Consider the following 4,942-nt stretch of genomic DNA (forward strand, 5'->3'; position numbering starts at 1 on the left):
CGCATTCTCTCGTTCGGTCATTACCAGCCGTCACGAGTCGTCACCAACGACGACCTGGCCCAGATCGTGGACACCAACGACGCCTGGATCCGTGACCGGGTCGGCATCGCCGAGCGCCGGGTCGCCGACCAGGAGACGGTCGCCGACATGGCCACGTTCGCCGCGGAGAAGGCGCTGGCCGGCTCCGGGCTCACCGCCGCCGACATCGACATGGTCGCGGTCGCCACCTGCTCCTCGGTGGACCGCTGCCCCAACGTGGCCACCCGGGTCGCGGCCCGGCTCGGGATCACCGCCCCGGCGGCCTTCGACCTGAACACGGCATGCTCCGGTTTCTCGTACGCGCTGGGCACCGCCGACCACGCCATCCGGGCCGGCGCCACCCGCAACGCCATCGTGATCGGCGCCGAGAAGCTCTCCGACGTCACCGACTGGACCGACCGCACCACGGCCGTGCTCTTCGGCGACGGCGCCGGCGCGGCGGTGGTGACCTCGGTGCCCGACGGTGAGCAGCCCGGCGTCGGCCCGGTGCTCTGGGGTTCGGCGCCGGACAAGGGCGACGTGCTGCGGATCGAGGGCTGGCGGCCGTACATCCAGCAGGAGGGTCAGATCGTCTTCCGCTGGGCGACCACGGCGCTCGCCCCGTTCGCGATCGAGACCTGCGAGAAGGCCGGCATCAAGCCGAGCGACCTGGCCGCGTTCATCCCGCACCAGGCCAACACCCGGATCATCGACGGCATCGTCAAGCGGCTCGGGCTCGGCCCGGACGTCGTGGTGGCGAAGGACCTGGTCGAGTCGGGCAACACCTCCGCGGCGAGCATGCCGCTGGCCCTGTCCAAGCTGATCGAGCGCGGCGAGGTGCCCTCGGGCGCACCGGTCCTGCTCTTCGGCTTCGGCGGCGGCCTCACCTACGCCGGGCAGGTCATCCGCTGCCCGTGAACCGCTTCCCAGCGGTCCCACCGAGAAAGGAAACACCGACAATGGCAACTCGCACTGAGATCACCTCGGGCCTCGCCGAGATCCTCGAGGAGGTCGCCGGGGTGAACCCGGACGACGTCGCCGAGGAGAAGTCCTTCACCGATGACCTGGATGTCGACTCGCTGTCCATGGTCGAGGTCGTGGTGGCCGCCGAGGAGAAGTTCGGCGTCAAGATCCCGGACAACGAGGTGCAGAACCTGAAGACCGTCGGCGACGCCGTGTCCTACATCGAGGCGAACCACTGACATGAGCAACACAGACGTCGTCGTCACCGGGCTCGGCGCGACCACCCCGTTGGGCGGGGACGTCGCGTCCACCTGGGACGCCATGCTCGCCGGCCGCTCCGGGGTGGGTCCGCTCACCCAGGAGTGGGCCGCACAGCTCCCGGTCCGCATCGCCGCCCAGCTCGCCGTCGAGCCCTCCGAGGTCATCGAACGGGTCAAGCTGCGCCGCCTCGACCGATCCGAGGCGATCGCGCTGATCGCCGCGCACCAGGCCTGGGCCGACGCCGGCCTGGCCGGCTCCGGACTCGACCCGGAACGGCTCGCGGTCAGCTTCGGCAGCGGGATAGGAGGCGCGCAGACCCTGCTCAACCAGGACGACATCCTGGAGGCCTCCGGCCCGCGCCGGGTCAGCCCGCACACCGTGCCGATGCTGATGCCCAACGGCCCGGCCGCCTGGGTCGGCCTCGAGCTCGGCGCCAAGGCCGGCGTGCACTCGATGGCCAGCGCCTGCGCCACCGGCGCCGAGGCCCTCTCGCTGGGGTTGGACATCATCCGGTCCGGCCGCGCCGACGTGGTGCTGGCCGGCGGCACCGAGGCGGTCATCCACCCGCTGCCGATCGCCGGCTTCGCCGCGATGCGCGCCATGTCGACCCGCAACGACGAGCCGGAGAAGGCGTCCCGCCCGTGGGACAAGGGCCGCGACGGCTTCGTGCTCGGCGAGGGCGCGGGTGCGCTCGTACTCGAACGGGCCGACCACGCCGCCGCCCGCGGCGCCACCGTCTACGCGACCCTGGCCGGTGCGGGCATCACCTCCGACGGCTTCGACATCGTGCAGCCGCACCCGCAGAGCGAGGGCGGCGTCCGGGCGATGAAGAAGGCGCTGCAGGACGCCGGCCTGACCGGCGCCGACATCAAGCACATCAACGCCCACGCCACCTCGACCCCGGTCGGCGACATGGCCGAGATCCACGGCATCCGAGTCGCGATCGGCGACCACCCGGTGTTGACCGCCACCAAGAGCATGTCCGGGCACCTGCTCGGCGCGGCCGGCGCCCTGGAGTCGATCGCCTGCATCCTGGCGATCCGCGACAGCGTCGTCCCGCCGACGATCAACCTGGACGACCCGGACGACGAACTGTCGCTCGACGTGGCCGCCCACAAGGCCCGGCCGATGGACGTCCCGGCGGTGATCAACAACTCGTTCGGCTTCGGTGGCCACAACGTCGCGTTGGTCTTCACCCGGGCGTGAGGATGACCGTCGCCTCGCCGGACGTCGACCTGCGCGACCCCGAGGTCCGGCTCCGCGGCCTGTTCGACCACGGCACCATGCGGCTCGTGGTGCCGCGGGACGACTCCGGCGTGCTGTACGCCCGCGGCGAGGTCGACGGCACGCCGGCGATCGCGTTCGCCAGCGACGGCACCCGGATGGGTGGCGCCATGGGCAGCGAGGGCTGCCGGCACGTGGTGGACGCGATCGACGCCGCAGTGCGCGAACGCGTGCCGGTCATCGGCCTGTGGCACTCCGGCGGCGCCCGGCTGGCCGAGGGCGTGGGAGCGCTGGACGCCGTAGGCCGGATCTTCGCGGCGATGGTGCGTGCCTCCGGTCGCGTGCCGCAGATCTCGGTGGTGCTCGGGCCGGCGGCGGGCGGTGCGGCGTACGGCCCGGCGCTCACCGACATCGTGATCATGAGCAAGGCAGGCCGGATCTTCGTGACCGGGCCGGAGGTGGTGCGCAGCGTCACCGGCGAGCAGGTCGACATGGAGCGGCTCGGCGGTCCCGAGCCGCACGGCCGCCGCTCCGGCGTCGTGCACGTCACCACCAAGGACGAAGAGACGGCCCTGGCTTCGGCGCGGCAGCTGACGTCGCTGCTCGGCCGCCAGGGCCGGCTCAGCCCGGCGGACGTCGCCGGGCCCGTGGACCTGGGCGCACTGCTGCCGGAGCAGGCGAACCGGGCGTACGACGTGAAGCCGCTGCTCAAAGCGCTGCTCGACGAACCCGGTGTGGAACTGCACGCCAAGTGGGCGCCGAACGTGGTGACCGTCCTGGGCAGATTCGCCGGTCGCACGGTCGGCGTGATCGCCAACAACCCCCTGCGGCTCGGCGGCTGCCTGGACGCGTCCAGCGCCGAGAAGGCGGCCCGGTTCGTGCGGATGTGCGACTCGCAGGGCGTGCCGCTGATCGTGCTCGTCGACGTGCCGGGCTATCTGCCCGGGCTGGGTCAGGAGTGGGACGGCGTGGTGCGCCGCGGTGCGAAGCTTCTGCACGCCTTCGCCGAGGCGGTGGTGCCGCGGGTGACGCTGGTGACGCGGAAGTCGTACGGCGGCGCGTACATCGCGATGAACTCCCGGGCGCTCGGCGCGACCGCGGTCTTCGCGTGGCCGACCGCCGAGATCGCGGTGATGGGCGCGAGCGCGGCTGTCAACATCCTGCACCGCCGGAAGCTGGCCGCGGCGCCGCCGGACCAGCGGGAGGCGGTGCGCGAGTCGCTGATCGCCGAGCAGGTGCGGGTGGCCGGTGGCGTGCACCGGGCCTTGGAGATCGGCGTGGTCGACGAGGTGATCAAGCCGGAGGACACCCGGCGGCGGATCGCGGAGGCCCTGGCGGCGGCGCCGGCGGCGCGCGGGACGCACGGCAACATCCCGCTCTGATCTCGACCGGCCCGCGCTGATTTCGGGCCGGGCGCGGGCCCCGCCGCCTCCCCCACCCCGGGCACTGGGTGGGCCGAGATTACGGCCGGGGTGCGACATTTCCGCTCGCTCTTCCACAGGCGGCGCCTACGGCCGGTGCCGCACAGCGCGGCGAGCGTGGTGGTCCGTTCGCAGCCATGCGGCGTGGGGTGCCGGGTGCGCTTGGTGCCGCCCGTCACGGCCCGCAGGGCCGGGCCCACCAGCCGCCGCTGCGGTCGCGCCAGGCCGTCAGCGCAGCAAGTGGTAGCCCTGCGGGCTATTCGCGGGTGCGATGGCCCTCTGGGCTACCACTCGGGTCGATTTGTCGGCGCCGGTGCAGGAAGTGGTAGCCCTGCGGGCTATCCGCGGGCTCGATGGCCCTTGGGGCTACCACTCGGGTCGATTTGTCGGCGCCGGTGCAGGAAGTGGTAGTTCAGCGGCGCTATCCGGGGCTCGATGGCCCGCAGGGCTACCAGTCTGGTTGATTTGTCCGGCTCAGCTCTCGACCCGTAGCTTCCTTCTCGGAGCGCCGACCATCGGCCTGCGGAACGGGCGGCACTCAGCCCGCCCCGGCGGTCAGGCCGCATGGCTGCCCAGCTTGCCATCCGCGGAGCTGAAACCGGACCGGCGTTGCATGGCTGCTCTGCCGCTCGTCCACAGGCGGGCCTACCTGCAAGCGGTCCGCGGCAGGCCGGGGACCGCGACCGGTGATCTGCCGGTGGGCGCGGCGCGGCCGGTCAGCACGTCGGCCAGCGCGCTCATCGATGCCGGGCTCGACGAGTAGGTCGCGATCAACGCCGGCGACGAGCTGTGGGCGAGCAGGTCCGGCTTGTCCATCACGACGGTCACCGCCGCGGCCGGGTTCAGGTCGGCCGGATCATCGCCGTACCCGACGAGGTGGACGACCGTGCCGGCGTTCTCCGCCGCAGCCAGTTCCGAACCCAGCGCCGTGGCCAGCGCCGCACGGGCGACCTCCCGGCCGCCGGAAGCGGTCACCCGCACGGGCCCGCTAACCAGCGGACCGCCGCACCGGCCGCGCAGCAGCGTGATCGCCGCGGCGGCGGCCGGACGGACGG

The 4,942-nt window shown here is 72.7% G+C and carries 4 protein-coding genes and 1 pseudogene; 4 read left to right on the forward strand and 1 reads right to left on the reverse strand.

Translation table 11 applies throughout. The features are described from left to right. The 4 genes from AB0M20_RS27255 to AB0M20_RS27270 all read left to right on the forward strand — a co-directional run. Window positions 1-936 (forward strand): beta-ketoacyl-ACP synthase III (locus AB0M20_RS27255; protein ID WP_364302913.1); only part of this gene is annotated, 936 nt, incomplete at its 5' end. Window positions 937-977: 41 nt separating this feature from the next. Then, complete coding sequence (locus AB0M20_RS27260) at window positions 978-1,220, forward strand: acyl carrier protein (RefSeq protein ID WP_183226129.1); 243 nt, start codon at window positions 978-980, stop codon at window positions 1,218-1,220. Between the two features lies 1 nt (window position 1,221). Continuing rightward, the gene (gene fabF, locus AB0M20_RS27265) at window positions 1,222-2,448 is read left to right on the forward strand and encodes a beta-ketoacyl-ACP synthase II (RefSeq protein ID WP_364302915.1); all 1,227 of its coding nucleotides are present in this window, start codon (window positions 1,222-1,224) and stop codon (window positions 2,446-2,448) included. Window positions 2,449-2,450: 2 nt separating this feature from the next. Further along, window positions 2,451-3,848 (forward strand): carboxyl transferase domain-containing protein, encoded by a 1,398-nt coding sequence (locus tag AB0M20_RS27270; RefSeq protein WP_364302918.1) that lies wholly within the window; start codon window positions 2,451-2,453, stop codon window positions 3,846-3,848. A 684-nt stretch (window positions 3,849-4,532) separates the two neighbouring features. Here AB0M20_RS27270 and AB0M20_RS27275 read toward each other — a convergent pair. Continuing rightward, window positions 4,533-4,942, reverse strand: a pseudogene (locus tag AB0M20_RS27275) (glycoside hydrolase family 3); the annotation flags it as partial.

This window comes from Actinoplanes sp. NPDC051633, from assembly GCF_040681735.1.
GTDB lineage: Bacteria > Actinomycetota > Actinomycetes > Mycobacteriales > Micromonosporaceae > Actinoplanes.

Coding starts and splice junctions, on each gene's coding strand:
- AB0M20_RS27260 (WP_183226129.1), top strand. CDS start 978: ATGGCAACTCGCACTGAGATCACCTCGGGCCTCGCCGAGATCCTCGAG.
- fabF (WP_364302915.1), top strand. CDS start 1,222: ATGAGCAACACAGACGTCGTCGTCACCGGGCTCGGCGCGACCACCCCG.
- AB0M20_RS27270 (WP_364302918.1), top strand. CDS start 2,451: ATGACCGTCGCCTCGCCGGACGTCGACCTGCGCGACCCCGAGGTCCGG.